Origin of the sequence: Pseudomonas sp. URMO17WK12:I11 (assembly GCF_007677725.1) — a bacterium.
Lineage (GTDB): Bacteria > Pseudomonadota > Gammaproteobacteria > Pseudomonadales > Pseudomonadaceae > Aquipseudomonas.
In genome coordinates this window covers 61,574-88,487 of sequence record NZ_VEDF01000001.1, presented here as the reverse complement: position 1 = coordinate 88,487, position 26,914 = coordinate 61,574, and the positions used below count along the sequence as shown (strand labels likewise).

Below are 26,914 nucleotides of genomic sequence, written 5' to 3'. Positions count from 1 at the left end.
GCTCGATCTCAAGGGCGACAACACCCTCCCGCCCTGCCCATTGCAGCAAAAACCGGATCCCCACACCCCCGAGACGCGCATCCGCGATGGGGAGATCGAGCGCCGCTCGCGCGGCGCATCGCGAGCTTTGCTCGCTCCTACGTTTGGGGGTTTGCGCGCGTACGCCTTGGCGCATGGCGCGCTATCGCGTCGTATCAACAAAGCGGTCGCGCGCGCCTGTCACAGACGTTACTGGCCCGAAACAAACGTAGGAGCGAGCAGAGCTCGCGATGCGCCGCGCGGGCGGCGCTCAATCTCAAGGGCGACAACACCCTCCCGCCCTACCCATTGCAGCAAAAACCGGATCCCCACACCCTCGAGACGCGCATCAGCGTTGGGAATACCAAGCGCCGCTCGCGCGGCGCATCGCGAGCTGCGCTCGCTCCTACGTTTGGGGATTTGCGCGCGTACGCCTTGGCGCATGGCGCGCTATCGCGTCGTCCCAACAAAGCGGTCGCGTGCGCCTGTCACAGACGTTACTGGCCCGGAACAAACGTAGGAGCGAGCGCAGCTCGCGATGCGCCGCGCGGGCGGCGCTCGATCTCAAGGGCAACAACACCCTCCCGCCCTGCCCATTGCAGCAAAAACCGGATCCCCACACCCTCGAGACGCGCATCAGCGTTGGGGAGATCGAGCGCCGATCGCGCGGCGCATCGCGAGCTCTGCTCGTTCCTACGTTTGGGGGTTTGCGCGCGTACGCCTTGGCGCATGGCGCGCTATCGCGTCGTATCAACAAGGCGGTCGCGCGCGCCTGTCACAGACGTTATTGGCCCGAAACAAACGTAGGAGCGAGCGCAGCTCGCGATGCGCCGCGCGGGCGGCGCTCAATCTCAAGGGCAACAACACCCTCCCGCCCTACCCATTGCAGCAAAACCCGAATCCCCACACCCTGTTTCGGGGTGGAGCAGAAAAAAACGCTGAATTCACAGAATTATCATTGAAAGCTTTGAGCAGCGAGCGCATCATCGACAAAATTTTGGCCATCATGGATTGAATTGCTGCAATACGTCGTTTTTTTGACTTATGCCGCCAAAACCGTGACGGGTCGCAACGTTTCCCTTCCCCGCGCTGTCACCAGCGCCTAGAGTCGAGGCTGTGAAATGAGCGTTCTGATCCCCTGCATCATCGCCGGTGGTGCTGGCACACGCCTGTGGCCAGTTTCCCGAGAGGCCATGCCCAAGCCGTTCATGCGCCTGCCTGACGGCCAGAGCCTGCTGCAGAAAACCTTCGCCCGCGCGGCGGCCCTGGACGGTGTCGAGCGCGTGCTGACGGTCACCAATCGCGAAGTGTTCTTCCGCACCCAGGACGAGTTCCGCCAGGTCAATCCCGGCAATCTGGCCATCGACTATCTGCTCGAAACCAGTGGCCGCAACACTGCCCCAGCCATTGCCGCAGCAGCCCTGCACTGCGCCAAGCACTACGGCCCGGAGAGCGTGCTGCTGGTGCTGCCGGCCGATCACTTGATCCAGGATGCCGAGGCGTTCTCCACGGCTGTCGAGCACGCCCGGCAATTGGCCAACGACGGCTGGCTGGCGACCTTTGGTCTGCTGCCCAGCCGCGCCGAGACGGGTTTTGGCTACATCGAACAGGGTCAAGCGATCAACGCCCACGCGCAGCAGGTCGCAAGCTTCGTGGAAAAACCCGATGCGCTGACCGCTCGTGAATACCTTGAAGGTGGCCGCCACCTGTGGAATGCCGGCATGTTCTGCCTGCGGGTTGGCACCGTACTGGCCGAACTGCAGGCCCATGCCCCGGAACTGCTGGCCTGCGTGACCTGCTGCCTGGAACAGAGCGCGAGCAAGGAAGGCGCCAAGGCCCTGCAAGTCGAACTGGACCCGGAGAGCTTCGCCTTGGCTGAAGACATCTCCATCGACTACGCCCTGATGGAGCGCTCGGAGAAGGTCGCCGTAGTGCCTTGCGAGCTGGGTTGGAGCGATATCGGCAGCTGGGAGGCAGTACGCGAACTGCGCCACACCGACGACGCTGGCAACCATTGCAACGGCGAAGCGGTGCTGCACGATGTGACCAACTGCTACATCGACTCGCCCAAGCGTCTGGTCGGCGCGGTTGGCCTGGACAACCTGATCGTCATCGACACCCCTGACGCCCTGCTGATCGCCGATGCCGCGCGCAGCCAGGAGGTCAAGGTGATTGCCCAGCAGCTCAAGCACCGTGGTCATGAAGCCTACCGCCTGCACCGCACCGTCACCCGGCCGTGGGGCATGTACACCGTGCTCGAGGAAGGCCCGCGCTTCAAGATCAAGCGCATCATGGTACGCCCGGGCGAATCGCTGTCGCTGCAGATGCATCACCACCGCAGCGAGCACTGGATCATCGTCAGCGGCATGGCGTGCGTGACCAACGGCGAAGAAGAATTTTTGCTCGACACCAACGAGTCGACCTTCATCAAGCCAGGCCGCACCCATCGCCTGACCAACCCCGGCGTCATCGACCTGGTGATGATCGAGGTGCAGAGCGGCGAATACCTGGGCGAAGACGATATCGTGCGCTTTACTGATATCTATGGACGCGTCCCGGCCCCCGCCATCGGCTAGCGGCCGGCGGACGCGTTTATTGTCCACGGCCTTTGACGAGGATTCCGGGTCATGCGCATCCTTTGGACTCTGCCCTACCTGCCCTGGCCCACCACCAGTGGCAGCAAGACCCGGCAATACCACCTGCTGCGCGCCATGGCGCAGCAGGGTCACCGCATCACCCTGCTGGTGCAGTCGAAAATCCCCTTGTGCGACGCTGCCCGCCAAGCCCTCGAGCCACTGCTCGAGCGGCTGATCGTGTTGCCCCGGCGCGCGCTGCACAGCCCGTTGAACCTGTTGGCCTCGCCGATCATCGACTACCCCATGCGTGCGATCATCAACGGGCTGGCGCCGGGGCTGAGACACCGCTTCGAGCAGCTGCTGGACGAACCCTGGGACGTGATCCAGATCGAGCACAGCTACAGTTTCCAGCCGTTCGAGAAAGCCCTGCAGGCGCGCCAGTTGCCCTACATGCTCAGCGAGCACAACCTGGAGTCGGTCAGCGGTGCAGTCTGTCATGACCGTCTGCCGCTGTGGCTGCGCCCGCTCAACGCCTTCGACCGTTGGCGCTATCGCCGCTGGGAGCAACGTGTGCTGCGCCAACCGACCGAAGTGGTGGCGGTCAGTCAGCATGATGCCGAGCTGATCAGCCAGATCAGCGGCCGGGCAGTCAACGTGGTGGTCCATGGCGTGGACTGCGACTTCTATCAGGATGTACAGCCAGCGCTGCACAGCCAACGCTTGTTGTTCGTGGGCAATTTCGAATATGCCGCCAATGCCGAGGCCATCGAGTGGGCCCTGGAGGAGATCCTGCCGCAGGTATGGCTAAGCAATCCTGCGGTGCGTCTGGCCATCGCCGGGCACGCCTTGCCGAGCAGTTGGAAGCTGCGCTGGAACGACCCGCGGATCGAATGGATCGGCTATCGTCCCGATCTGCGTGAGTTGCAGCGCCGGTGCGCGGTGTTCTTCGCGCCACTGCGCTATGCCGGCGGTGCGAAGGTGAAGATTCTCGAAGCCATGGCTGCCGGTCTGCCGGTCATCAGCACCGACAAAGGTGTCTCGGGCCTGGCCGCCAATCATGGCTTGAATTACCTCGGCAGCAACGACGGTGACCAACTGGCGTTGATCATCACCCAACTGCTCAACCAACCGTGGCGCATGAGCCAACTGAGCGAGGCCGGGCGGGCGCTGGCGCGCAGCCGGCACGACTGGCGCGTGGCGGCCCAGCAACTGGAGACGGTGCACATGCGCTTGACCCAAGCCGCCCCCGCGCACCTGCGGCAGGGGCCAGGGGCGTGGCTGGGGCAGTCAGCCGAGTAGTTCGCTCAACGGAATGAACCAGACCTTGTCGCCAATCTGCGGTGTGCTGCCTTCCAGCACCTCGACCAGGCCGTGCGCCCAGGCGGCGCTGCGCAGCACCCCCGAACTCTGGTTCTTGTAGATGTGCGCCTGGCCATTGTCGAGCCGCGCGCGCAGGTACTCGCGGCGGCTGCCGGCCTTGTTCCAGGCGAACGCCGCAGGCACTTCGAAGCGCAGTGGCGCTACCTCGGTCACGCCCTGGCGGCGCAGCAAGTAGGGCCGCGTCAGCAGGCCGAAGGTCACCAGCGTCGAGGCCGGGTTGCCGGGCAGGCCGATCACCGGCACACCCTGGTAATGGCCGAAGGTCAGCGGCTTGCCAGGCTTGATCGCCAGCTTCCACAACGCCAGCTCGCCCGCCTCCCGCAGGGCCGCGCCCAGGTAGTCGGCCTCGCCCACCGAGACCCCGCCAGTGGACAGGATCAGGTCGACATCGCCGAGGCCTGCCAGGCATTCACGGGTGCGCGGCAGATCATCAGGGAGGATGCCCATGTCGCGCACTTCGCAGCCCAGCCGCTGCAGCCAGCTCACCAGCAGACGTCGGTTGCTGTTGTAGATTTGCCCAGGCCCCAGCGCCAACCCCGGCTCGACCAGCTCGTCACCGGTCGACAGCACGGCGACCCGCACCCGCCTCACCACCGGCAGGTAGGCATGCCCAAGGGTCGCTGCCAGGCCCAGCTCGATTGGCCCCAGCCGCGTACCACGCAGCAACACCGTTTCGCCCTTGCGGGTTTCCTGACCTTGCGGACGCACATTCTGATCGACACGCAAGGGCTGCAGGAAACGCACGCGCCCATCGTCGAGCACTTCGGTGTTTTCCTGCATCTCGACGCAATCGGCACCGGCCGGCATTGGCGCGCCGGTGAAGATTCGTGCGCAGGTACCAGGCTGCAACGGCGCGGGCGCATGCCCGGCGAAGATCCGCTGGCTGACGATCAAGGGCTGCGCGTGCAGATCGGCCAGCCGCACGGCGTAGCCGTCCATGGCGCTGTTCGGCCAGGGCGGCAAGTCGAGGCTGGCGATCAGGTCGGTGGCCAGCACGCGGCCTTCGGCATCGCCCAGCGCGACCTGCTCGGTCTGCTCGATCGGCGCCGCCTCGGCCAAGGCCAGCAAGCGCTCCAGGGCCGCTTCGACCGGCAGCAGTGGCTGCGTCATGGACGCCTCAACCACGGCTGTCGCAGGCCGCCACCTGCTTGAGGTGGGCCACGAAGTTGCACGGCCGATGGCGGGCATCGAGCTGCTCGGCCAGAATGCCGTCCCAACCGGTGCGCACCGCGTTGGTCGAACCTGGCAGGCAGCACACCAGGGTGCCGTTGGCCAGCCCCGCGAGCGCACGCGATTGCACGGTGGAGGTGCCGATATCGGCCACGGAGATCTGCCGGAACAGCTCGCCGAAACCCTCGACCTGTTTATCCAGCAGGCAGGCGACGGCCTCCGGCGTGCTGTCGCGGCCGGTAAACCCAGTGCCGCCGGTGATCAGCACCACCTGCACGGTGTCGTCGGCGATCCAGGCGGCGACCTGGGCGCGGATCTTGTAGAGATCGTCCTTGAGCAGCTCACGGGCTGCCAGGGTGTGACCGGCAGCCGTCAGGCGGTCGACGAAGGTTTGCCCCGAGGTGTCGGTGTCGAACGTACGGGTGTCGCTGACCGTGAGCACGGCAATGTTCAGCGCCACGAAGGGAGTATCGGCCTTGGCTTTCATAGTGTCCGTCGCAGGTATACAGAATGGTCGCAGTTATATCACACCGACCGCGCAGGCCGTATTTGCACGACTTGGGTCAATAGGCTGCGATTGCCGCTATGCTGGAGTGTATGAGGAACTTGCGTGGACGCGCTGCGTCTTACAGTCACCTAGCACCATCGCACTGGAGAAACAAGATGATTCAACGGACCCTTCCCGCCTTCCTGCTTGCCCTGGGCCTTGGCGCCCTCGCCGGCTGCGCTTCGCCGACCGTCATCACCCTGAACGACGGCCGCGAAATCCAGGCAGTGGATACCCCCTCATTTGACGAGGACTCCGGTTTCTATGAATTCGAACAGCTCGACGGCAAGCGTACGCGCTTGAACAAGGACCAGGTCCGTACCGTCAAGGAGCTCTGATCCGAGCTTGGCAAGTGCCCTCGAGCCGCTGCCCTGCTGCGGCTTGCACGGCAAAAAACCTTGCAGTAGGATTTTGCTCATCGGAGTGTAGCGCAGCCAGGTAGCGCGTCTCGTTCGGGACGAGAAGGCCGCAGGTTCGAATCCTGTCTCTCCGACCATCATGCATAACGAAAAGCCCGCCTCGCGCGGGCTTTTCGTTGTCTGGAACCCTACCCTGCGCTGAACTGCAAATGCGCCAACCGCGCGTACAACGGGCTTTGTTCGAGCAATTGCCGGTGCGTGCCGATGGCGACCACCTCACCTTTGTCGATCACCGCAATGCGGTCGGCGTGCTGCACGGTGGCCAGCCGGTGCGCGATGACCAATGTCGTGCGCCCGGCCATCAAACTCGGCAGCGCCTGCTGGATCAGGTACTCGCTTTGCGCATCGAGGGCACTGGTGGCTTCGTCGAGCAAAAGGATCGGTGCATCGACCAGCAACGCCCGGGCGATCGCCAGGCGCTGTTTCTGCCCGCCCGACAACCCTACCCCGCCCTCGCCCAGCAGGGTCTGATAGCCCTGTGGCAGTTGCCGGATGAATTCATCGGCATGCGCGCTGCGTGCTGCAGCCTCGACCTCGGCCCAACTGGCGTCAGGGCGGCCGTAGCGGATATTGGCTTCCACGCTGCCACGAAACAGCGACGGATGCTGCGCCACCAAGGCGAATTGCTGGCGCAATTGCTGCGGTTGCAGCAGCCTGATTGGCTGGCCATCGAGCAAGATTTCGCCCTGCTGTGGGTCATGGAAGCGCAGCAACAGGTCGAACAGGGTCGACTTGCCTGCCCCCGAAGGTCCGACCAGCGCCAGCGTCTGGCCCGGTTCTATGACCAGACTCAGTTGATTGATCGCCGCCACCGTCGGGCGCGACGGGTAGGCAAATGAAACCCCGCGCAGTGCCAGGTGGCCGCGCACCGGCTGCACCAGCGCCAGGGGCTGTGCTGGCGCCACGATTGCGCTGCGCGCGGCAAGCAGCTCGGCAATGCGCTCGGCCGCGCCGGCTGCCCGTTGCAACTCCCCAAGCACTTCGCTGACAGTGCCGATGGCACTGCCGACGATCAGGCTGTAGAACACGAACGCCGCCAACTCCCCCGCTGAAATACGCCCTTCGATCACGTCCATGCCGCCGACCCACAGCATCAGCCCGACCGCGCCCAACACCAGCACGATGGCCAGGGTGATCAGCCAGGCCCGCTGGGCAATACGGCGGCGGGCCACGGCAAATGCCGCTTCGACCGTGCCCGCGAACAACTCACGGTCGTGCGGTTGATGGTTGTAGGCCTGCACGGTCTTGATCTGCCCCAGGGTTTCGGCGACATAACTGCCAACATCGGCCACCCGGTCCTGGCTCTGGCGTGACAGGCTGCGCACGCGTCGGCCAAACACCAGGATCGGCGCCAGCACCAAGGGCAGCGCCACCACCACGATACTGGTGAGCTTGGGGTTGGTGATGAACAGCAAAACGATACCGCCAATGACCATCAGTGCATTGCGCAGGAACATCGACAGCGATGAGCCGATCACCGACTGCAGCAAAGTGGTGTCGGCGGTCAGGCGCGACTGGATCTCGGCGCTGCGATTGTCCTCGAAAAAACCGGGGTGCAAGCCGATCAGGTGATCGAAGACTGCACGGCGGATGTCGGCGACGCACCGCTCGCCAATCCACGACACCAGGTAGAAGCGACTGTAGGTACCGGCTGCCAGGGCGAGCACCAGCACCACGAACAGGCCCAGGGTCTGATTGAGCTGGTGCGCCGAACGCGTGGTGAATCCCTGATCCACCAGCAGGCGGATGCCTTGACCCATCGACAGCGTGATGGCGGCGGTGACCACCAGCGCCAGCAGTGCCAGTAACGCCTGGCGTCGGTAGGGGCGCATGAACCGCCAGGCCAGTACCAAGGCGCGGCGTTTGGGGGATGCGGGTAGGTCAGGCATTGCGCAGGCCCATTAAAGTAGGAGTTGCAGCCTAGCATTCATCACAGGGGAGCATCGCTATAGCTCATCGTTCTAACAGGCGACTGGAGGTTTCCCGAGGTTTCTGGTCGACTGTGCGTTGCCTTGGTGCCCGTAAATTTCTGTAACAGCCGCTTCATGACTCAGGGTTAACCTGAGCCTGACACTGACGAGGAGCTACGCAATGAGCTTGCAACATGGCAGCGACACCTTGAAACCGCACAATCGTCCCCAGGCCAATGCCTGTGGCTCGATCATCGACGCCCAGGGCCGCGAGATCGAGATCACCGAGCAGATGATCCAGCGCGCCTGTAACGACCTCGAAGCCAGCCGCGCACAGAAAGCGCGCGAGGACAACGCGCGGATCTCTTGATCCATGGACGGCGACCGATGCGCTTCACTTCAAGTGCGCCGGGGCCGCAAAGCGGCCCCCAAACTTGCCAGCGCCGCGCTTAAGTGCGCAGCCTCAGGTCAGCGTCCCACCCAAGGCGTTGACCAGTTGCTCCAGCTGCGGCGCTTCGCCGCGCACGCGTACTGCCAGCCCTTCGATTTCCCGCCGCGGCGGGTAATGCTTGCGCAAGCGATCGAAGGCTGCCCGCTGCTCAGCCACGTCGTCACTCAGGCTACGGCGAAAATCGGCATCGTCGCGGCGTGGGTCGTAGACGGCGCGGCACAGTGTGGCCATGGCCCAGCCAGGCGCTGCGCTGGCATCGAACTCGATCTGTGCCAGCGGCGCAGGCGGCAGCAGATCGGCCAACTGCACCTGCTCAGGCGTCTGCAGAAAACGGCACAGGGCCTGGTAGATCTGCGCGGTGCCGCGTTGCCGGCCATCGAGGCTGTAGCCAGCGATATGCGGCGTGGCCAGGGTGCACAGATCGGCCAGCTGCAGGTCGACCTGGGGTTCGCCTTCCCACACGTCAAGCACCGCATGCACGTCGTCGCGCTCGAGCAGCAGTTCGCGCAGCGCCGTGTTGTCCACCACCGCGCCACGGCTGGCGTTGATCAACCAAGCGCCGGTGCGCAGTTGCCCCAGCTGAGCCTGGCCAAGCAGATGCCAGGTCGGATCCTCACCGTCGCGCTGGAGCGGGGTATGCACGCTGATCACGTCGCATTGTTCGAGAATCGTCGCCAGGCTGACGAAGTCGCCACCTTCTGCGCCCTGGCGCGGCGGGTCGCAGACCAGCACCGGCCAGCCCAGACCACGCAGTGCCCGCACCAGGCGGCCACCCACCTCGCCCGCACCGACCACGCCATAGGTACGGGCCGACAACTCGACACCGTCAAGCTCTGCCAGGGTCAGCAGGCTACCAAGGACATAATCGACCACGCCACGCGCGTTGCAGCCTGGCGCGCTGCTCCACTGGATGCCTGCCTGGGCGAAATAGTCGAGGTCGAGATGATCGGTGCCGATGGTACAGGTACCCACGAAGCGCACCTGGCTGCCCTCGAGCAATTGCCGGTCGACCTGGGTCACCGAGCGCACCAGCAGCACGTCGGCGTCCTTGACCTTGGCAGCATCGAGCCCACGCCCCGGGTAACGGCGGATCTCGCCGAAACCTGCGAAAAAGGCATCGAGCAGCGGGATATTCTCGTCGGCAACTATCAGCATGGCGCTCTCCTGTCTGGGCAGCGCAGTGTAGGCGCTGACGCAGGGCGCTTCCAGCGCGGCTCAGTCGGCTTTCTTGCGAATCCAGTACAGGAAGGTACCGGCCTCTTCCTGTTGCTGCAGCAGTTCGTGGCCGAGGAAGGTGCAGAACTTGGGAATGTCGCGGCGGGTCGAGGGGTCGGTGGCGATGACCTTGAGCAGGCCGCCTGCGGCCAGGTTGCGCACGTGCTGGTGCAGCATCATCACCGGCTCCGGGCAGTTCAGGCCAGTGGCGTCCAGGGTCGCATCGGGGGTGAAGTCAGTCATGGTGGCTCCGCAAATGATCGCTATTGTGGCGCATCGCAGCGCCCGCACCAAGGGGCGGGCGCCCGTTCTCAGCGCGGTTTGAGATCGAGCCTGCGCAAATGGCAGGTGACTTCCTCACGGTCGTGGTAGAGCTGCTTGCAGGCGATCGAGACCTTGACCTTGCGCGCCTTGAACGTCGCTTCCATGCGCTCGAGCAGGCGACGCACCTCGGCGTAGCGCTGTTTCATCGGCAGCTTCAGGTTGACCACCGCTTCCCGGCACAGGCCTTCGCCGAGCCAGGTTTCGATCAACGCCGCGGTACGCGCAGGCTTCTCGACGATATCGCAGACCATCCAGTCGACGGTCTGCCTGGGCTGCCAGGTAAAGCCATCGGCCATCAGGTGCTGGACCAGGCCGGTGTCCATCAGGCTCTCGGCCATCGGCCCATTGTCGATGGCAGTCACCAGCATGCCGCGGCGCACCAGTTGATAGGTCCAGCCGCCGGGCGAAGCGCCGAGGTCGACGCCGGTCATGTCGCCGTCCAGGCGCTGCGCCCATTGCTCGCGCGGGATGAACTGGTGCCAGGCCTCCTCCAGCTTGAGGGTCGAACGACTGGGCGCCTCGCGGGGGAATTTGAGCCGCGGGATACCCATCGGCCATAAGGCACTGTTCGCCGCCTCGGCCATGCCGACGAACACCCGCCTGCCGCTGATGAACGTCAGCAGCAGACGCGGCAGGCTGGGGTTGTCGACCAGCCGTCCGGCCTTCTCCAGCGCCTTGCGCAGCGGTACTTCGAACTTGCGGCAGAAGGTCGACAGCTCCTTGCCCTCGTTGCTGTCCACCACCTCCAGCCACAAGCTGCCAAACACCGGGCCTGCGGCCAGGTGCTCGAGCAACACGCTGATGCGATCGCTTTCCGGCAACTCGATATAGCCACCGCGCGCCCACTGTCGGGGGAAGATCAACTGGGCGAAACGCAATTGTGTCATCAGCCGTTCGGCGCTCTCGGCCTCGGCGCACACGAACTCGGCACAAGCGCTCTGCGCCTTGCCCTTGGCATAGCCGGCCACACCGAGCACGGCGGCGTGCTCGCTGATCTCCGCGCAGACCTCGCCCTCGAAACCGGGCCGGCAATGCATGAACAGGGTATTCATCTCTCACTCCACTACGGCTGGCGCGCCACAGGCGCCGGCAGGGCGGCGATGATAAAGGAAGATCGGAACCAGCGACACGCCCCGCCGGTCCAGAAGAAAGTCAGGGGGGTCAAAGCCGACTACCCTGACCACTCAGCCAGGCCCGTGCCGTGCGGGCCGCAACGAAGCGGTGGCACTGGCCTCCATGAGCAGAGCCAGGCCCCGCTGCACAAGGAGTTGGCAATGCCCTCGCTCGATAGCCTGAACACACTCAAGACCCTGCAGGTCGCCGACCGCACCTACCATTACTACAGCCTCAGCGCCGCTGGCCAACAGCTGGGCGACCTGCAGCGCCTGCCCATGTCGCTCAAGGTCCTGCTGGAAAACCTGCTGCGCTGGGAGGATGGCAAGACCGTCGCCACCGACGACCTGCACGCCCTGGCCGGCTGGCTCAAGGAGCGGCGCTCCGATCGCGAGATTCAGTACCGCCCGGCACGCGTACTGATGCAGGACTTCACCGGGGTCCCGGCAGTGGTCGACCTGGCCGCCATGCGCGCCGCCATGGCCAAGGCCGGTGGTGATCCGCAGCGCATCAATCCGTTGTCGCCAGTGGACCTGGTGATCGACCACTCGGTGATGGTCGATCGCTATGCCACGCCACAAGCATTCAGCGAAAACGTCGACATCGAAATGCAGCGCAATGGCGAGCGCTATGCCTTCCTGCGCTGGGGCCAGAGCGCTTTCGACAACTTCAGCGTGGTTCCGCCGGGTACCGGCATCTGTCACCAGGTCAACCTGGAATACCTGGGGCGCACGGTCTGGACCCGCGAAGCCGACGGGCGCACCTACGCATTCCCCGACACCCTGGTCGGCACGGATTCGCACACCACCATGATCAACGGCCTGGGCGTGCTCGGTTGGGGCGTGGGCGGTATCGAAGCGGAGGCGGCGATGCTTGGCCAGCCGGTGTCGATGCTGATTCCAGAGGTGATCGGCTTCAAGCTCACCGGCAAGCTGCGCGAAGGCATCACGGCCACTGACCTGGTGCTGACCGTCACGCAGATGCTGCGCAAGAAAGGCGTAGTGGGTAAGTTCGTCGAGTTCTACGGGGATGGCCTGGCCGAGCTGCCCTTGGCCGATCGCGCGACGATCGCCAACATGGCCCCCGAGTACGGTGCGACCTGCGGGTTCTTCCCCGTCGATGAAGTAACCTTGGACTACCTGCGACTGTCCGGCCGCCCTGAGCAAACCGTCGCCCTGGTCGAGCACTACTGCAAGGCCCAGGGCCTGTGGCGCCTGCCCGGCCAGGAGCCGGTCTTCAGCGATACCCTGGCGCTCGACATGAACGACGTCGAAGCCAGCCTGGCCGGGCCCAAGCGGCCACAGGACCGCGTCGCCCTGGGCGCGGTAAGCCAGGCCTTCGATCACTTCATCGAATTGCAGCCTAAACCGCTGGCCAAGGAAGTGGGCCGCCTGGAAAGCGAGGGCGGCGGTGGCGTGGCCGTGGGCAACGCCGACCTGGCAGGTGAAATCGACTACGACCACGAAGGCCAGACCTACACCTTGCGCGATGGCGCTGTGGTGATCGCGGCGATCACCTCATGCACCAACACTTCCAACCCCAGCGTGATGATGGCAGCAGGACTGGTTGCGAAAAAAGCCGTGGAAAAGGGCCTGCAGCGCAAGCCTTGGGTGAAGACTTCGCTCGCCCCCGGCTCCAAGGTGGTCACCGAGTATTACCAGGCCGCAGGCCTGACACCCTACCTCGATGAACTGGGCTTCGATCTGGTCGGTTACGGCTGCACGACCTGCATCGGTAACTCCGGCCCGCTCGACGAGGCGATCGAAACCGCCATCGGCACGGCCGATCTCACTGTGGCCTCGGTGCTGTCAGGCAACCGCAACTTCGAAGGCCGCGTGCACCCACTGGTCAAGACCAACTGGCTGGCATCGCCGCCCTTGGTGGTCGCCTACGCCCTGGCCGGCAGTGTGCGCGTGGACCTGACCCGTGATGCCCTGGGCACCGGCACGGACGGCCAACCTGTGTATCTGCGCGATATCTGGCCGTCTCAGGCGGAGATTGCCGAGGCGGTGGCCAAGGTCGAAACTCGCATGTTCCACAAGGAATATGCCGAAGTCTTCGCAGGCGATGAGCAGTGGCAAGCCATCGAGGTTCCGCAAGCTGCCACTTACGTCTGGCAGGACGATTCGACGTACATCCAGCATCCGCCCTTCTTCGACGACATCGCGGGCCCACTGCCGCCCATCGCCGATATCCACGGCGCCAGGATTCTTGCCCTGCTCGGCGATTCGGTCACCACCGACCACATCTCGCCGGCAGGCAACATCAAGGCCGACAGCCCGGCCGGACGTTATCTGCGCGAGAAAGGCGTGGAGCCTCGCGACTTCAACTCGTACGGCTCGCGCCGCGGCAACCATGAAGTGATGATGCGCGGCACCTTCGCCAACATCCGCATCCGCAATGAAATGCTGGGCGGTGAGGAAGGCGGCAACACCCTCTATGTACCGAGCGGCGAAAAGCTCTCGATCTACGACGCCGCCATGCGCTATCAAGCCGAAGGCACGCCGCTGGTGGTGATCGCCGGTCAGGAGTACGGCACAGGCTCCAGTCGCGACTGGGCGGCCAAGGGCACCAACCTGCTTGGCGTCAAGGCGGTACTGGCACAGAGCTTCGAGCGCATTCACCGCTCCAACCTGGTGGGCATGGGGGTGCTGCCGCTGCAGTTCAAGGCCGGCAACGACCGCAAGCAGCTGGGCCTCACCGGTAAGGAGCGTATCGATGTGCTAGGGCTGGACGGCGCACAGATCAAACCGGGAATGACCCTCCCCTTGCGCATTACCCGCGAAAGCGGCCAGCAAGAAGAGATCGAAGTGCTGTGCCGGATCGACACGCTCAACGAAGTGGAATACTTCAAGGCAGGTGGCATCCTGCACTACGTGCTGCGGCAAATGATCCAAGGCTGAGTAGGGCGGGTTGGCAAGGATCGAGCGGCGCTCATGCGCCGCTCGATCTGCTTCTAAATGTTTCAAAATGCAACGATCGTGCACGTAAAAATCTTTACTAATTACGCCAGACTGGATGATGGCCAGTTGCCTTAGATCAACGCCGGCAAATATCCATTCAACAAAGCGTTCATGATGCCGATATCAGTGGAAAGCCTTGCGGATTGCGGACTACTGAGCTCATGCGTAACAACCAGCCGATTACCCAGAGGGAACGGACTTTCCCTGCCCACCAACGGTTGATCTCCACCACCAATGCCAAAGGTGTGATCACCTACTGCAACGATGCCTTCGTCGAAATCAGCGGCTTCACCCGTGAAGAGCTGACTGGCGCGCCGCACAACCTGGTGCGCCACCCGGATGTGCCGACCGCCGTGTTCGCCCACATGTGGCAAACCCTCAAGCAAGGCTTGCCCTGGATGGGCATCGTCAAGAACCGGTGCAAGTCCGGCGATCATTACTGGGTCAACGCCTATGTCACGCCGATCTTCGAAAACAGCCAGGTAGTGGGCTTCGAATCGGTGCGGGTCAAGCCCAGCGCCGAGCAGATCCGCCGCGCCGAAGCGCTGTACCAGCGCCTCAACCAGGGCAAGACCGCGGTGCCGCGCCGCGATCGCTGGCTGCCGGTGCTGCAGGACTGGCTGCCATTCATCCTCATCAGCCAGATCGGCTTTCTCATCGGCAATTGGCTTGGGCACTCATGGGGCTTTGCCTTGGCCGCCGCCCTGTCGGTGCCGCTGGGCCTGCTCGGTCTGGGTTGGCAACAGCGCGGCCTCAAACGCCTGCTGCGCCTGGCCGAACAAACCACCTCCGATCCACTGATCGCACAGATGTATACCGACAGCCGCGGGGTGCAGGCACGTCTTGAGATGGCCATGCTGAGCCAGGATGCACGGATGAAAACCTGCCTCACCCGCCTGCAGGACAGCGCCGAGCACTTGAGCGAACAGGCGCGTCAGTCCGATGTGCTGGCGCACCAGAGCTCTTCGGGGCTGGAGCGCCAACGTGTGGAAACCGAACAGGTTGCCGCCGCGGTCAACCAGATGGCCGCCACCACCCAGGAAGTGGCCAACCACGTCCAGCGCACGGCCGATGCCACCCAGGAGGCCAACCGCCTGACCAGTCAAGGCCGCCAGATCGCCGGTGAAACCCGCGAAGCCATCGAGCGCTTGTCGACGGCAGTAGGTGAAACCGGGCAAACCGTCACCCAACTGGCCAAGGACAGTGACGAAATCGGCGGCGTTGTCGATGTGATCAAGGGCATTGCCGACCAGACCAACCTGCTGGCGCTGAACGCCGCCATCGAAGCGGCACGCGCCGGCGAAATGGGCCGCGGCTTCGCGGTGGTCGCCGACGAAGTGCGCCAACTGGCCCAGCGCACCGCCGAATCGACCGGGCAGATCCACGGCCTGATCGCCAAGTTGCAGCAAACCGCCAACAACGCGGTGCAGACCATGGAATCGGGGCATCGTCAGGCCCAGGAAGGGGTCGACCGGGTGATGCAGGCGGACCAGGCGCTGGCCGGTATCAGTGACGCCGTCGCCAATATCACCGACATGGCTACCCAGATCGCGGCGGCGACCGAAGAGCAGACCGCCGTGGCCGACGAGATCAGCCGCAACATCAGTACCATCGCCGATCTCGCCGACCAGACCGCCGAGCAGGCGCAGCACTCGGCGCAGCTCAGCGAAGCGCTGACCAGCACTGCGGGCACCCAGTACTCGCTGGTGGAGCGTTTCAACCGCTGATCGGCGCAGTAACGCAAAACGGCCCTGTCGCTCTAGCGTGCGCGACAGGGCCGTTTTCTTTTACCAGTCCAAAGACAGTTCGCTTTGAAAAAACCGGGGCGCGCCGCTCAGCGGATCCTCGAACGACAAGCTGTGGGCCAACAGCTTCAGCGGGTTGTGGTAGTCGTCCTGCGGTGTATCGAGCAATTGCGGATAAAACGGATCGTTACAGATTGCCGCCCCCAACGCCGCCATATGCACGCGCAACTGATGGGTTTTGCCGGTAATTGGCGACAGCCCGTAGCGCCACAGATCGCCGTTTTTCTCCAGCACGCGCGCTACCGTTTCGCTATTGACCGCACCCGCTGTCTCCTGCATGCGGAAAAACGGCTCGCCATGCACCAGTCGGCTCTTGTGCACCAGCGGAAAAGCCAGCTGGGTCAGGGCCGGGGCGATTGCCTGATAGTGTTTATCGATGCGCCGCTGCGGGAACAATTGTTGATAGGCGCTGCGCGTCTGCGGGTTGGCGGAAAACAGCACCAGGCCGGCCGTGTGCCGATCGATACGGTGCAGCGGCACCAGGCGCGGGTTATCCAGGCGCTTGATCAGTCGGCGCAACAGCGTCTGCTCGACATATTCGCCGCTTGGCGTGACCGGCAGGAAATGCGGCTTGTCGGCAACTACCAGGTGCTCATCGGCATGCAGGATGCGTTCTTGCACGGGGATCGGCCGTTCGTTGGGCACCTCACGAAAGTAATGCAGGCGCATGCCACGCCGGTACGGTAGATCCGGGGCTATCGCCTGACCGTGGGCATCGAGCACCTTGCCGCGGGCGAAACGGTCGAGCCATTGGCCCCGCTCGATGGCCTTGAAATGATCGCACAGGCAGTCGAGCACCGTGGCCCAATGACCGGGCGGCAGGCACACGGTGCTGGCTTGCTGATGGGCGGGGTCGAAAGGCGCAGTCATGGCGAGGCTCGAACGGTCAAAGCCGGGATTATCCTTCAACCCCGGCCCGTCAGCCAGCCTCGGCGAGACGCTCGCAGTGCGCCTTCAACCAGCGCAGCACTTGCACGGCCTCCCAACGGTTGGGGTCGTACAAGGCATACACCAGGCCTTGGTAGCCCACCACGTCCAGCCCCCGGTGATACCCAGCGCGCTGGAACAAGGCTTCGATCTCGGCGAAGCAGGTGTTGAAATGTACCTTGCCGAAGGGCGTGCGATCGTCGGTCACCAGGCCTTCGAGGCGCAATTCCAGCACCGCGTCGCACACCCGTTCGACCGGCATGCGGTTGACGCTGTACTTGAGTTGCTCGACGTTGAGCATGGGTTTCACCTCGATACTGTATTTATATACAGCATACGAACGCGATCGGGTGGCGTCAATCGCGCGCATGCTCATTGCAACCCCGGCAGGTAGCCAGTGCCCGCGCGAAGGGTGAGTACCTGGCGGCGAGCCCCGGTGGGCACCACGGAAAGATGAACCCAGCGGTCGTACTCTAGAATGAGCTGGTCAAACGCCAGGTCGCTTTCGCTGACCGCCTTGACGACGTCGCGACAGCTCACCCCGACGACCGTGAAGTCTGCCGCAAGGCCGCGCAGATGCTGGCTGGTCGCTGACCCGCCAACGCGCGCGTTGACAGCCGCGCTGCGGTAACCGCTGTTGATGATGATGGGGCGACCGAACAACGCCCGAACCTGCTCGAGGGCCTGGCAAAGCAGGCGCAGATTGTCCATCGCTGCAGGCGTTGGTTGGTTATCGAGCCCTTCCCTTGCAGCGACTTGCGAGGTGATGAGTTCTTCCAGGGTGAAATGCGGCGTGATCAACATGACGAACCTCTCGATGACGGTGCATGGGCCGATGAACATTCATCGGCCGGCCATCATCGCCAAGGCATCTGCTCGATGCAGGAGGGCCAGGCTTCCTCCGGCAGTTACGGCGCGAGAAACGCCACCACCTGCTCGGCGTCGAACGGCCAGAGCAACTCGGCCGAGGTGTCCGTGCGGCGCAGCACCGGAATGATCAGGCCATAGCGCTCGACCAGCGCCTGATCCTCGGCAATGTCGACCAGCTCGATCAGCAGGCCGCGATCGACGAAAGGCATCAGCACCGCTTCGGCCACTTCACACAGGTGGCACCCGAGCGTGCCGTACAGTTGGCATTCAGGCAGCATGGGCAGGGCTCGCTGTACGCAGAGGAAAGCCCATTCTAAGTCCCCAGTGGCCGTTCTGCACGCATGCAGGTCAATCCTGGCTGGTGGCGCCGATGCGGTGCAAGGACAAGTCGGCACCCTGGAATTCCTGTTCATGGCTCAGGCGCAGACCGTGCACGCGACGAATCACACCATAGACCGCGAAACCACCGCCCAAGGCGACGCCGACACCCGCCAGGCTACCCAGCAGCTGACTGATCAGACTGACGCCGCCCATGCCACCGAACGCGGTCTGCCCGAACACCCCGCAGGCGATACCACCCCACAGGCCGCACAGCCCGTGCAGCGGCCACACCCCCAGCACATCGTCGATCTTCCAGCGATTTTGCGCAGCGGTGAAGCTCCAGACGAACAGCACCCCCGCCACCAGCCCAGTGGCCAGCGCGCCGAGCGGGTGCATGATGTCGGAGCCGGCGCAAATCGCCACCAGCCCGGCCAGCGGGCCGTTGTGCAGGAACCCTGGGTCGTTGCGCCCGGCCAGCAGGGCGGCCAGGGTGCCGCCGACCATGGCCAGCAGCGAGTTGATCGCGACCAGGCCGCTCACCCCCTGCAGGGTTTGCGCGCTCATCACGTTGAAGCCGAACCAGCCGATGATCAGAATCCACGAGCCCAACGCCAGGAACGGAATGCTCGAAGGCGCAAAGGCCACCAGCCGACCATCACGGTAGCGCCCGCGTCGCGCGCCCAGCAGCAGCACTGCGGCCAGCGCCAGCCAGCCGCCCATGGCATGCACCACCACCGAGCCTGCAAAGTCGTGGAACGGTGCGCCGAAGCGCGCTTGCAGCCAACCCTGCAGTCCAAGGTTGCCGTTCCATACCACGCCTTCGAAGAAGGGATAGATGAACGCCACGATCAGCGCTGTCGCGCACAGCTGCGGAGCGAACCGCGCGCGCTCGGCGATGCCGCCGCTGATGATGGCCGGAATGGCGGCGGCAAAGGTGAGCAGAAAGAAGCATTTGACCAGGGCGTAGCCGTGATCGCTCGCCAACTGCGCAGCGGGGGCCATGAAGTTCACGCCGTAGGCGATCCAGTAGCCGACAAAGAAGTAGACCAGCGCTGAAATGGCGAAGTCGCTGAGGATTTTCGACAACGCGTTGACTTGGTTCTTGTGGCGCACAGTGCCCACTTCCAGGAAGGCGAAGCCGGCATGCATGGCGAGCACCAGAATGGCGCCCATCAGGATGAACAGGGTATTGGAGCTGTGGACCAGGGAGTCCATTGCGCTGTGAGCGGTATCCATCGAGTGGCAGGCCTATTCAAAAAAGCACCAGGACAGTTCAAGACCCAGCATCCCTGCACCGCTTCGGTGCCAACCGTACCCCGGCTTCGAACAGCGCGGCACAGCCTGCCTGGTTTTTTCTTGGGTTTGTCGAGGATTGAGTTAATGTTTATCGGTGTCGCCCCGGTTCTGCGCCCCTCATCGGCGCAGCGCCGCACGGTATGCCCCGCGTTGTGGCATCAGGCAGTAGCAAGGCGCGTACCAGTGCTGCCAATGAACCTTCCAGACGCTGGGTTACTCGAACTACCTACACACATACACAGGGAGAGGCCCATGGCCAGCAAATCGGCAAAGAATGCGCAGGAAATTTTGATGGCTGACTTCCAGGCCCTGGTTCGCGACACCGAAAAGCTCTTGGCCGACACCGCCAACCTGGCGGGTGATCAGGCCGAAGAGCTGCGCGCCCAGGTGCACGAGCGCCTGAACCAGGCCCGGGAAACCCTGCAGGTCACTCAGGAATCGCTGCGCGAGCGCGGTCAGGCAGCGTTGAGCGATGCAGAACAGTACGTCCAGGAAAAACCCTGGCATGCCATTGGTATCGCGGCCGGCGTCGGCCTGCTGATTGGCCTGCTGGCCAATCGGCGCTGAGGAGTTGCCATGGACAATCACAGCATGGGCACCGGCGCCACGGGCAAACGCCTAGGCGCGGCACTGCTGGGGCTACTGCACAGCCACATCGAACTGTTTGGCATCGAGTTGCAGGAGCAGAAGGGGCGGACCTTGCGTCTGCTCTTGTTCGCAGGTCTGGCACTGGTGTTCGCACTGTTGCTGCTGACAGCACTCTCCGGCCTGTTGCTGGTGCTGCTGTGGGACAGCTACCGCCTGGCCGGGATCGCTGGCTTGTGTGTCTTCTACAGCCTGGCGGCGCTCTATTGCGGCATGCGCCTCAAGTCGGCCGTATTCGACGAATCGTCACCGTTCAGCTCGACCCTCGAAGAGCTGGCCAAGGATCGGGAGCGCCTGTTGCCATGAACCTGCCTGACCTACCCACCACCCGCAATCCACGCGAGCTGCGCAAGGCATTGCTGCGTTTGCGCATGGAGATGCACCGTCAGGAAGTGCGCCACGAGACGGGCCAGTTGCTGCAGCCATTGCACAGGCTGCGCGGCATGGGCAACTCGCTGCATGGCGGCCTGGGCATCAAGCACGGCCCGTTATGGGGTATTGGCGCGGTGCTGGCGATGGGTTTTTTCACCGGTAAAGGCGTGCGCAGCGGCAAGCTGGGTCGCATGGCCAAGCTGGGCGCGACATTGCTGCCTTTGGTACGCCTTTATCTGCAAGGCACCCGCCATCGCTGACGCTTGCACCGGCCCTGTTTCAACCGGGCCGGTTACGCCCCCGCCCTTGCGCCTCCGTGTATCGCGCGGGAAGCTATAGCTTTCGATCGACAGGAGACAGCGTCTTGGATTGGGACACCCTGCTGACCCGCGAACGCCTGGGCAAAGCGCTGTACAGCGCCGATGAGCTAGGCCGCAGCCCTTTTCACAAAGACCATGACCGCATCATCTTTTCCGGGGCCTTTCGCCGCCTGGGCCGCAAGACCCAGGTGCATCCGGTTACCAGCAACGATCACATCCATACACGCCTGACCCACTCCCTGGAAGTCAGCTGTGTTGGCCGTTCCCTGGGCATGCGGGTGGGCGAGACGCTGCGCGACAGCCTCCCGCAATGGTGTGAACCCAGCGACCTGGGAATGATCGTGCAGTCGGCGTGCCTGGCCCACGACATCGGCAATCCGCCGTTCGGGCATTCCGGTGAAGATGCCATCCGCCATTGGTTCCAGCAGGCTGCCGGGCGCGGCTGGCTGGACGACATGCTCGACCATGAACGCGCCGACTTTCTCAACTTCGAAGGCAACGCCCAGGGTTTTCGGGTGTTGACCCAGCTTGAATACCATCAGTTCGATGGCGGAACTCGGCTAACGTATGCCACGCTCGGCACCTACCTCAAATACCCCTGGAGCGCCCGCCATGCCGACGCGCTGGGCTACAAGAAACACAAGTTCGGCTGCTATCAGAGCGAACTGCCGCTGCTCGAGCAGATCGCTGACAAGCTCGGCTTGCCGCTGCTCGAGGACCAACGCTGGGCCCGCCATCCGCTGGTGTTTCTGATGGAAGCGGCCGATGACATCTGCTATGCCCTGATCGACCTGGAAGACGGCCTGGAGATGGAGTTGCTGCACTACAGCGAGGTCGAGGCCCTGCTGCTCGACCTGGTCGGCGACGACTTGCCGGAGACCTATCGGCAACTCGGCCCTCACGAGTCACGCCGGCGCAAGCTGGCGATCCTGCGCGGCAAGGCGATCGAGCACCTGACCAACGCGGCTGCCCAGGCTTTCGTCGAGCAGCAAACGGCGCTGCTCAGCGGCCAACTGAGCGGCGACCTGGTCGAGCACATGCACGGCCCCGCCAAGCGTTGCGTGCTGCAAGCCAAGGACATGGCGCGCAACAAGATCTTTCAAGACAAACGCAAGACGTTACACGAGATCGGCGCCTACACCACGCTGGAGATTCTCCTCAACACCTGTTGTGGAGCGGCGCTGGAGCAACACGGCGGGCGTACCCCCTCGTTCAAGAGCCGGCGTGTGCTCGACCTGATCGGCAACAGTGCACCCAAACCGAGCGATTCGCTGTACACCGCCTTCTTGCGCATGATCGACTTCATCGCCGGCATGACCGACAGCTACGCCAGTGAGATGGCGCGAGAGATGACCGGCCATAGCGGGCCGACCTGACTCACGCAGCATCGCCCAGCGCCGGATTGGGCGATGCTACCTCAGCCCTAGGAAGCTTCCTACAAAGTTACGCGTTTTAATAAACGGAAACTAAACACACAAACAAAAAGTTACCAAAAGACCTTTGACAGCGATGTAATTTCTTACACTTACCCTTCTAACTGCGCGTGAGCTGTAAGCCGTTTCCCATATAGAGCCAATACCCGCTTCACGCCCCCTCCTCGTCCCACAACTGCGGTAAGGTGCGACCTGCATCGGCCACTTGCCGCAGGGAACTTGAGCATGAACACTGTATTTATCGTAGATGACCATCCAGTCATTCGCCTGGCTGTCCGCATGTTGCTAGAGAATCAAAATTACAAGGTCGTCGGCGAAACGGACAACGGCGTGGACGCCATGCAGCTGATTCGCGAAGCCCAGCCAGACCTGGTGATCCTGGACATCAGCATCCCCAGGCTTGACGGCCTGGAGGTATTGGCGCGCTTCCATGCCATGGACCTACCTCTCAAGATCCTGATCCTCACGGCGCAGGCGCCGGCATTGTTCGCGGTGCGCTGCATGCACTCCGGCGCGGCGGGCTACGTCTGCAAGGAAGAGGACCTCAGTGAACTGCTCAGCGCCATCAAGGCGGTGCTCGCCGGTTACAACTATTTCCCTAGCCAGGCCATTCACCCAACCCATGAAACAGCAGACGCCGACCTGCGATTGTTCCGACTGGTTAATGACCGCGAACTAATGGTGTTGCAATTATTTGCCCAGGGACGGACTAACCAGCAGATTGCCAAGGGCATGTTCCTGAGTAACAAGACCGTGAGCACCTACAAAAAGCGGCTCATGCAAAAACTCGAGGTCGACAACTTAGTCGACCTGATTGAAATGGCAAAACGTAACGCGTTGGTCTGAGGCACACGATGGTAAAGCTGTTTTCCGCATTGATAATTGCCTTGGCACTCACCTGCAATCTGGCCCAGGCCTCGACTCACGACGTCACCCCGCACACGCTGCTGGCCCGCTCATCAGCGCTGCCTTCGAACCCCAGGCTCAGCGAACCCCAGCGCGAGTGGCTGCGCACGCGCAAGGCACTGGTGCTGGGCACTTCGGCGCCTGACTACCCGCCCTTCGACATCACCAGTGGGAGCCAGGTCTATCAAGGCCTCACCGCTGAGTACGCAAGCCTCATCGGCAAGGCGTTGAACCTGCCGGTGCAAGTGCTGCGCTATCCCAGCCGACAAGCCGCAGTGCAAGCGCTCAAACGCGGCGAAATCGACCTTTTAGGTAGCGCCAACGGCTACGAAGCCGCCAGCGAAGGGCTGGCGCTGTCGCATCCCTATGCAGTCGATCAACCGGTCCTGGTTACCCGCGAGGACGAACAACGGCCACTCAACCAGGGCCTTGAAGGCCTGCGCCTGGGCATGCTGTACCATTACCTGCCGCGCGAAGAGGTACGCAGGATCTACCCCAAGGCCGAGCTGCTGGCGTTCGGCTCCTCGACCCAAGCGCTCAATGCCGTGGCATTCGGCCAGGCCGATGTGTTCATCGGCGACACCATCTCTACCCATTACCAACTCAACCGAGGCCATCTGCCCCGCTTGCGCATGGCCAGCTTTGGCCAGCATGAGAGTTTCGGCTTCAGTTTTGCCATGCGCGCCGATGACGTGCTGCTCAGGGAGGTAGTCAATGCCACTCTCGATCGCCAGTCCGGCGCCGTGCGCGCCAGTATCTTCAAGCGCTGGAGCGCTGGCGGCGACCTGCTGCTGAGCGAGCGCACGCTGCACCTGGACACGCAGGAGCAGCAGTGGCTGGTCAAGCACCCGGTAATGCGCGTAGCCATCGACGAAACGGCGGCGCCGCTTTCGTTTTTCGACAGCAACGGCCACTTTCGCGGCATCACCGCCGACTTGCTGGACCTGATCCGCCTGCGCACCGGGCTGCGCTTCGAGATCCAGCGCGCCAGCGGCATCGCCGACATGCTCGGGCAGCTCGAAGACGGCCGGGTCAACATGATCGCCGCGCTGTCCAGCGACGGCCTCGGCGACAGAGGCTTGCGCCTGAGTCGACCGTACCTGGAGAGCCCGCAGGTGTTGGTCACACGGGTAAAAGATCAAGCCTATGGCGCCCTGGAGCTACTGCAGGGGCGGCGCATCGCCATCTCCCGCTATAGCAACCTTGGCGAACTGCTGACCAGTCGTTACCCCGGTATCGGCTGGATCGAAACCGAAAGCCCGTTCTATTCGGTCGCGCTGCTCAACAGCGGCGCGGTGGACGCGGTCATTACCCCGTTGATCGACGCCAATCACGCGCTGGCCGGCAACCCCGATCTGATCATCCGCAGCACCGTCGGCAGCGAGCCTGCCAATTTCGCCATGGCGACCACCGCGCAGCACACGGCATTAAGCTCGATCCTCGACAAGGCGCTGCTGAGCATTTCCCCCGAAGAACTGGGTGTGATCAACAACCGCTGGCGCGGCTACGATGGCCACGAGGACAGCAGTTGGCTGGGCCTGCGCCGCCTGATCCTGCAAGTGCTGCTCGGCAGTGGCCTGCTATTGCTGCTGGCCTTGCTCTGGAATGCGCGCCTGCGCGGGCAGATTCGCCAGCGCCAGCGTGCCGAGCGGGCACTGAGCGACCAGCTGGCGTTCATGAGCACGCTGCTCAATGGCACGCCGCATCCGATGTACGTGCGCGATCGCCAGGGCCTGCTGCAAAGCTGCAACGCCAGCTACCTGGAAGCTGTGCAAGCCAGCCTCGACCAGGTGATCGGCAAACCGGTGGCGCAACACGCTTTCGCCAGCCCGGCGAACAACCGCCAGATCCAGGCCGATTACGAGCAGGTCATGGCCGATGGTACGCCGCTGATCATCGACCGTCCGTTGCAGCTCAAAGACGGCGAGATCACCATTTACCACTGGATCCTGCCCTATCATGACTCGCTGGGCGAAGTGCAAGGCATCATCGGCGGCTGGATCGATATCACCGATCGGCGCAAGCTGGTGCAGGATCTGCGCGAAGCCAAGCGCCTGGCCGATGACGCCAACCGCGCCAAGAGCACCTTCCTGGCCACCATCAGCCATGAGATTCGCACCCCCATGAACGCCGTCATCGGCATGCTCGAGCTGGCTGTCAGACGCGCCCGCGAGGGTCAGGTCGATATAGCTTCGCTGGACGTCGCGCACCAGTCGGCCAGCGACCTGCTGGGCTTGATCGGCGACATCCTGGACATCGTGCGCATCGAGTCAGGGCATTTGTCGCTCACGCCGCAAGCCGTCGACCCTGCAGCTCTGGTGGAGTCGGTTGGCCGCGTGTTCGACGGCCAGGCGCGGCAGAAGGGCCTGACCCTCAACCTGTGCATCAATCCGGACACACGCACTCACGTGCTGCTCGACCCACTGCGCTTCAAGCAGATTCTGTCTAATCTGATCAGCAACGCCATCAAGTTCACCGAACACGGCCAGGTGCAGGTAAGCCTGGGCCTGCGCGAAGCAGGCGCGGGTCTGCCGAGTACATTGGAGCTGGAGGTTCGCGACAGCGGCATCGGCATTGATGATGACGATCTGCAGCGCGTGTTCAATCCTTTCGTACAGGCCAACCCCAACAGCCAGGGCGCACGCGCGGGTACAGGGCTGGGGCTGGCCATCTGCCGCAGCCTCAGCGAGATGATGGGTGGGAACCTGGCCATCAAGAGCGTTGCGCAATTCGGCACACGGGTACAGCTGACGCTACCCGTGGAACGCGTCGCCCCGCCGAACGTGACGGATCCAGACATTGAGGAGATCGAGGCTCCGTCTGCCGAGCTCAGGGTATTGGTCGTCGACGACCATCCGGCCAACCTCATGTTGATGGCCCAGCAGCTGGGCTACCTGGGCCTGACCCACGCCAGTGCCAGCGATGGCCGGGAAGGCTTGCACAAATGGCGACAAACAGCCTTCGACGTGCTGATCCTCGATTGCAGTATGCCGCACATGAGCGGCTACCAGCTGGCCACCGCCGTACGCAGCGAGGAGCGGCAAAAGGGTCGGCCGCGCTGCGTGATCCTAGGGTACACGGCCAATGCGCAACCGGAAGTGCGCCAGCGCTGTCTCGCTGCGGGCATGGATGACTGCCTGCTCAAGCCCATCAGCCTGCGTACGCTCAGCCAGCACCTTGCCAAGGTCGCACCGCAGCGCAAGCGCGCGACTGGCGCACCGATCAACCTGGCAGGCTTGGCCAGTATCGTTGGCCACGATCCACACAACCGCAGGTATTTCCTGGCCGCCGCTCACGCCAGCCTCGGTGAGGACTTGAGCACCCTCATGCGCCTGGACCCTGAGCAGCAAGCAGCGCAGATCCGTGAGCAGGCACACAAGATCCTCAGCGCGGCACGCGTGCTGGAGGCGAAGAAGCTGATGACAGTCTGTGAGGCTTTCGAGAACGAGCAACTGTCCGTGCAGCGACTAAAGCTGCTGCGACAGGCGTTGGCACGGCACATGCGCCGCGTGGAGAAAGCGCTGGCCGAGGAACTGGCCCAGGCTTGAACGAGCGACGCCCGCGCAGGGCGTCGCTCATGTGCATCAGGAAGCCGGGTTGATCGGCTTTTCCGGATACCAGGCATCGAGCAGCGGGCTGACTTCAATGCTGGTCAGCTCGCTACGGCCTTTGAGCCAGGCTTCAACGGCAGCGCGTTGCTCTTCGCTGACCGAGCCACGGTTGGCCAGGCAGACCAGACCAAAGTCATCGCCGCCGACGTAGTCCAGGCCGTTGGCGTCCATGGCTTCAGCCAGGAACGCGTCGAGGAAGGCATCGATGGCTTCGTCGGACAGGTCTTCCTTGAAACCCAGGTTCAGTTCGAAACCCAGCTCCTGGAATTCATCGACGCAGAGTTTCTTGCGCAGACGACGGGAACGGTTGGTAGCCATGAAA

The 26,914-nt window shown here is 63.5% G+C and carries 24 protein-coding genes and 1 tRNA gene; 13 read left to right on the top strand and 12 right to left on the bottom strand.

Annotation, left to right across the window (positions count from 1 at the left end; genetic code table 11):
• Positions 1 to 1,139: 1,139 nt before the first annotated feature.
• Both FS665_RS00370 and FS665_RS00365 read left to right on the top strand, forming a co-directional pair.
• Positions 1,140 to 2,594 carry a mannose-1-phosphate guanylyltransferase/mannose-6-phosphate isomerase gene (locus FS665_RS00370; protein ID WP_145181653.1) on the top strand — a complete coding sequence of 485 codons (1,455 nt, stop codon included), beginning with the start codon at positions 1,140 to 1,142 and terminating at the stop codon, positions 2,592 to 2,594.
• A gap of 51 nt (positions 2,595 to 2,645) precedes the next feature.
• Positions 2,646 to 3,893: a glycosyltransferase family 4 protein gene (locus FS665_RS00365; protein ID WP_145181650.1), complete on the top strand. Its 1,248-nt coding sequence runs from the start codon at positions 2,646 to 2,648 to the stop codon at positions 3,891 to 3,893.
• On the opposite strand, the gene glp is transcribed toward FS665_RS00365, so the two are convergent.
• A complete protein-coding gene (gene glp, locus FS665_RS00360) occupies positions 3,882 to 5,084 on the bottom strand; it encodes a gephyrin-like molybdotransferase Glp (protein ID WP_145181648.1) in 1,203 nt (400 codons plus the stop codon). The genes FS665_RS00365 and glp overlap by 12 nt on opposite strands.
• Before the next feature lie 7 nt (positions 5,085 to 5,091).
• A complete protein-coding gene (gene moaB, locus FS665_RS00355) occupies positions 5,092 to 5,631 on the bottom strand; it encodes a molybdenum cofactor biosynthesis protein B (protein ID WP_145181646.1) in 540 nt (179 codons plus the stop codon).
• A 176-nt stretch (positions 5,632 to 5,807) separates the two neighbouring features.
• On the opposite strand from moaB, the gene FS665_RS00350 reads away from it, so the two are divergent.
• Both FS665_RS00350 and FS665_RS00345 read left to right on the top strand, forming a co-directional pair.
• Positions 5,808 to 6,029, top strand: a complete 222-nt coding sequence (locus FS665_RS00350; protein ID WP_145181644.1) for a YgdI/YgdR family lipoprotein — start codon at positions 5,808 to 5,810, stop codon at positions 6,027 to 6,029.
• A gap of 81 nt (positions 6,030 to 6,110) precedes the next feature.
• A tRNA-Pro gene (locus tag FS665_RS00345) sits at positions 6,111 to 6,187 on the top strand.
• 51 nt (positions 6,188 to 6,238) lie between these two features.
• On the opposite strand, the gene FS665_RS00340 is transcribed toward FS665_RS00345, so the two are convergent.
• Entirely contained in the window at positions 6,239 to 7,999 is a 1,761-nt protein-coding gene (locus FS665_RS00340) for an ABC transporter transmembrane domain-containing protein (protein WP_145181641.1), read from the bottom strand.
• Between the two features lie 202 nt (positions 8,000 to 8,201).
• On the opposite strand from FS665_RS00340, the gene FS665_RS00335 reads away from it, so the two are divergent.
• Positions 8,202 to 8,390 (top strand): PA1571 family protein, encoded by a 189-nt coding sequence (locus FS665_RS00335; RefSeq protein WP_145181639.1) that lies wholly within the window; start codon positions 8,202 to 8,204, stop codon positions 8,388 to 8,390.
• 93 nt (positions 8,391 to 8,483) lie between these two features.
• Here FS665_RS00335 and pdxB read toward each other — a convergent pair whose 3' ends face one another.
• The 3 genes from pdxB to rlmM form a co-directional block, all read right to left on the bottom strand.
• Positions 8,484 to 9,626, bottom strand: coding sequence for a 4-phosphoerythronate dehydrogenase PdxB (gene pdxB / locus FS665_RS00330; protein ID WP_145181637.1), 1,143 nt, complete (start codon positions 9,624 to 9,626; stop codon positions 8,484 to 8,486).
• Positions 9,627 to 9,686: 60 nt separating this feature from the next.
• Positions 9,687 to 9,929 carry a sulfurtransferase TusA gene (gene tusA, locus FS665_RS00325; RefSeq protein WP_145181635.1) on the bottom strand — a complete coding sequence of 81 codons (243 nt, stop codon included), beginning with the start codon at positions 9,927 to 9,929 and terminating at the stop codon, positions 9,687 to 9,689.
• Between the two features lie 68 nt (positions 9,930 to 9,997).
• A complete protein-coding gene (rlmM, locus tag FS665_RS00320; protein ID WP_145181629.1) occupies positions 9,998 to 11,062 on the bottom strand; it encodes a 23S rRNA (cytidine(2498)-2'-O)-methyltransferase RlmM in 1,065 nt (354 codons plus the stop codon).
• Between the two features lie 222 nt (positions 11,063 to 11,284).
• Here rlmM and acnA point away from each other — a divergent pair, with 222 nt between their 5' ends.
• On the top strand, positions 11,285 to 14,026 hold the full coding sequence (gene acnA / locus FS665_RS00315; protein ID WP_145181627.1) for an aconitate hydratase AcnA: 2,742 nt from the start codon (positions 11,285 to 11,287) through the stop codon (positions 14,024 to 14,026).
• Between the two features lie 221 nt (positions 14,027 to 14,247).
• Positions 14,248 to 15,813 carry a PAS domain-containing methyl-accepting chemotaxis protein gene (locus tag FS665_RS00310; protein WP_145181625.1) on the top strand — a complete coding sequence of 522 codons (1,566 nt, stop codon included), beginning with the start codon at positions 14,248 to 14,250 and terminating at the stop codon, positions 15,811 to 15,813.
• A 60-nt stretch (positions 15,814 to 15,873) separates the two neighbouring features.
• On the opposite strand, the gene FS665_RS00305 is transcribed toward FS665_RS00310, so the two are convergent.
• The 5 genes from FS665_RS00305 to FS665_RS00285 form a co-directional block, all read right to left on the bottom strand.
• The gene (locus tag FS665_RS00305) at positions 15,874 to 16,761 is read right to left on the bottom strand and encodes a pseudouridine synthase (RefSeq protein WP_145181624.1); all 888 of its coding nucleotides are present in this window, start codon (positions 16,759 to 16,761) and stop codon (positions 15,874 to 15,876) included.
• Between the two features lie 49 nt (positions 16,762 to 16,810).
• Positions 16,811 to 17,119 (bottom strand): transcriptional regulator, encoded by a 309-nt coding sequence (locus tag FS665_RS00300; RefSeq protein ID WP_145181622.1) that lies wholly within the window; start codon positions 17,117 to 17,119, stop codon positions 16,811 to 16,813.
• A 71-nt stretch (positions 17,120 to 17,190) separates the two neighbouring features.
• Positions 17,191 to 17,622, bottom strand: coding sequence for a D-Ala-D-Ala carboxypeptidase family metallohydrolase (locus FS665_RS00295; protein ID WP_145181620.1), 432 nt, complete (start codon positions 17,620 to 17,622; stop codon positions 17,191 to 17,193).
• A 104-nt stretch (positions 17,623 to 17,726) separates the two neighbouring features.
• Entirely contained in the window at positions 17,727 to 17,966 is a 240-nt protein-coding gene (locus FS665_RS00290) for a glutaredoxin family protein (protein WP_145181618.1), read from the bottom strand.
• A 70-nt stretch (positions 17,967 to 18,036) separates the two neighbouring features.
• On the bottom strand, positions 18,037 to 19,245 hold the full coding sequence (locus FS665_RS00285) for an ammonium transporter (protein WP_145181616.1): 1,209 nt from the start codon (positions 19,243 to 19,245) through the stop codon (positions 18,037 to 18,039).
• A 312-nt stretch (positions 19,246 to 19,557) separates the two neighbouring features.
• Here FS665_RS00285 and FS665_RS00280 point away from each other — a divergent pair, with 312 nt between their 5' ends.
• The 6 genes from FS665_RS00280 to FS665_RS00255 all read left to right on the top strand — a co-directional run bounded on the left by FS665_RS00280 (position 19,558) and on the right by FS665_RS00255 (position 26,529).
• Positions 19,558 to 19,872, top strand: a complete 315-nt coding sequence (locus tag FS665_RS00280; protein WP_145181614.1) for a YqjD family protein — start codon at positions 19,558 to 19,560, stop codon at positions 19,870 to 19,872.
• A gap of 9 nt (positions 19,873 to 19,881) precedes the next feature.
• Positions 19,882 to 20,256 carry a phage holin family protein gene (locus FS665_RS00275; RefSeq protein WP_145181612.1) on the top strand — a complete coding sequence of 125 codons (375 nt, stop codon included), beginning with the start codon at positions 19,882 to 19,884 and terminating at the stop codon, positions 20,254 to 20,256.
• Positions 20,253 to 20,582 (top strand): hypothetical protein, encoded by a 330-nt coding sequence (locus FS665_RS00270; RefSeq protein ID WP_145181610.1) that lies wholly within the window; start codon positions 20,253 to 20,255, stop codon positions 20,580 to 20,582. The genes FS665_RS00275 and FS665_RS00270 overlap by 4 nt, the downstream gene beginning before the upstream one ends.
• Before the next feature lie 104 nt (positions 20,583 to 20,686).
• The gene (locus tag FS665_RS00265) at positions 20,687 to 22,018 is read left to right on the top strand and encodes a deoxyguanosinetriphosphate triphosphohydrolase (RefSeq protein WP_145181608.1); all 1,332 of its coding nucleotides are present in this window, start codon (positions 20,687 to 20,689) and stop codon (positions 22,016 to 22,018) included.
• A 282-nt stretch (positions 22,019 to 22,300) separates the two neighbouring features.
• Positions 22,301 to 22,921: a response regulator transcription factor gene (locus FS665_RS00260; protein ID WP_145181606.1), complete on the top strand. Its 621-nt coding sequence runs from the start codon at positions 22,301 to 22,303 to the stop codon at positions 22,919 to 22,921.
• An 8-nt stretch (positions 22,922 to 22,929) separates the two neighbouring features.
• Positions 22,930 to 26,529: an ATP-binding protein gene (locus FS665_RS00255; RefSeq protein WP_145181604.1), complete on the top strand. Its 3,600-nt coding sequence runs from the start codon at positions 22,930 to 22,932 to the stop codon at positions 26,527 to 26,529.
• A 36-nt stretch (positions 26,530 to 26,565) separates the two neighbouring features.
• Here FS665_RS00255 and FS665_RS00250 read toward each other — a convergent pair whose 3' ends face one another.
• Positions 26,566 to 26,910 (bottom strand): YggL family protein, encoded by a 345-nt coding sequence (locus FS665_RS00250; RefSeq protein WP_060508095.1) that lies wholly within the window; start codon positions 26,908 to 26,910, stop codon positions 26,566 to 26,568.
• Between the last annotated feature and the right edge of the window lie 4 nt (positions 26,911 to 26,914).